Genomic DNA, 1,880 nt, shown 5'->3' with positions numbered 1-1,880 from the left:
TACAGGTCTATTTACCACCTATGATGGGGCTTCTAAGCATTTAGAAGCGGGAGCGAAGCGGGTGGTAATCTCTGCTCCGACTAAAAACCCTGATTTGGTTCCCACCCTGTTGATGGGTGTCAATCACGATACCTATAACCCAGGTATTGATAGTATCGTTTCCAATGCCAGTTGCACAACTAACTGTCTTGCTCCCATTGCTAAAGTGATTAATGACAATTTTGGGCTAGCGGAAGGGTTAATGACTACCATCCATGCCATGACTGCTACCCAGCCAACGGTAGATGGTCCAATTGACACTCCCCGCCCTATAAGAGCGGGGATTCTTCACTCAACGATCCGACTTGCTCAACCTGGCCGGAACCAAGAAGAGTAGAGGCCAAATCTCCTGAAGCGTTCGGGTCGATAACCCAAGTTCCGACGTGCCCCGTCGTACTTACGGCTCTATTGCGAATGTTGATTGCAGCATTGTGGTCGCGATCAAGTTCGCATCCACATTCACAGACATGAGTCCTAGTGGATAAAGACTTTTTGACTACCTCACCGCAATCAGAGCAGTTTTGACTGGTGTAAGCAGGATTCACCGCAACAGTTATCCTGCTAAACTTAGTACCAAAATGCTCTAACCATTTTCTGAATTGATACCAACCTGCATCATTAATAGACTTAGCTAGACAATGATTTTTAACTAGGTTCTTGACCCTCAAATCTTCATAGGCGACCAAATCGTTAGATCGGATTACGCAACGTGCCAGTCTCTTAGCATGCTCTTCACGTTGCCTACTTATTTTGAGGTGATGCCTATCCAGTCTATTAATGGCTTTCCTGCGATTGGACGAGCCTTTCTTTTTGCGAGATACTCGACGTTGATAAAACTTTAGTCGCTTTTCTCCCTTCCGGTAGAATCGGGGGTTAGGTTCTGAGTGACCATTGGAGTCTGTATAGAACTCTTTAAGTCCTACGTCCAATCCGATCATTTCGCCAGTGTGCTCCACGTCTTCTTTCACGTTGACTGCAACGCAAAATTGAACATAGTACCCATCAGCTCTCTTGACTATCCGAATCCGGTTAATTTGCTTCTTATCAAAGCGCCACAAGTCCCAGGTACCTTTGAGCTTAAGCCTCCCAATCCCTTTTTTATCCGTAAATGTTATTGACTTTTTGTCAGGTGACAGTTTCCATCCCGACTTTTTGTATTCAACAGATCTAGCGCGTTTCTGGAATTTAGGAAAACCCTTTTTGCCTGAGACTTTTTTCTTACAATTATCGTAAAAGCGAACTATCGATGACCATGCTCTCTCAGACGCAGCTTGTCGAGCAGTAGAGTTTAACTCATTCGCAAAAGGGAAATTCTTGGCAAGGATTTTAGAGTATTTACTCAAATCACCTTTTCCAGTCCCTTTATTGTCCATCCATAAACGGATGCAGCTATTTCGGATAAATTTAACTGTCCGAATAGCCTCGTCAATGGCTGAGTATTGGGACTCTTTCCCTTTCGCTTTAAACTCTAAAATAATCACCGAATTTCGACCCTATTTTATATACTTTTATATTAGCAGAGTTGTATAAAACTGTAAAGTAATAGTCCAAGAAAAAAGCCGTCCTAGAAGGACGGGGCTTTAGACCCAAAATTTTTGGTAAAGCAGATGCGATTGACCGTAGGTCACGCGGGGCGCGATTGGCCTACGGCCACGCTACGCGAACGCATCTGCTGACTCCGTTTGAGACTAATGAACTATTGGTGATTAAGTAAAGGAAAATATTTTCCTTGCCGATACTCCCAAGTGATGCCCTCGGGATCCCGAGAGCGACTCCACTGGCTGAAGTTTGGGTCAGTGCGCATCCTCTTGAGTAACCTGTCCCCACAACGGAAGCGATCA

1 protein-coding gene and 1 pseudogene are annotated in these 1,880 nt (G+C 44.7%); one reads left to right on the top strand and one right to left on the bottom strand.

Features of this window, described 5'->3' with window-relative positions; all coding sequences use genetic code 11:
• Positions 1-292, top strand: a pseudogene (locus F6K37_RS40335) (aldehyde dehydrogenase); the annotation flags it as partial.
• Between the two features lie 16 nt (positions 293-308).
• Here F6K37_RS40335 and F6K37_RS40330 read toward each other — a convergent pair.
• On the bottom strand, positions 309-1,520 hold the full coding sequence (locus F6K37_RS40330) for an RNA-guided endonuclease InsQ/TnpB family protein (protein WP_008177823.1): 1,212 nt from the start codon (positions 1,518-1,520) through the stop codon (positions 309-311).
• Positions 1,521-1,880: the final 360 nt, after the last annotated feature.

Origin of the sequence: Moorena sp. SIO4E2 (assembly GCF_010671945.1) — a bacterium.
Taxonomy (GTDB): domain Bacteria; phylum Cyanobacteriota; class Cyanobacteriia; order Cyanobacteriales; family Coleofasciculaceae; genus Moorena; species Moorena producens.
The sequence above is the reverse complement of the archived record's forward strand: the minus strand, read 5'-3'. Positions and strand labels throughout refer to the sequence as shown.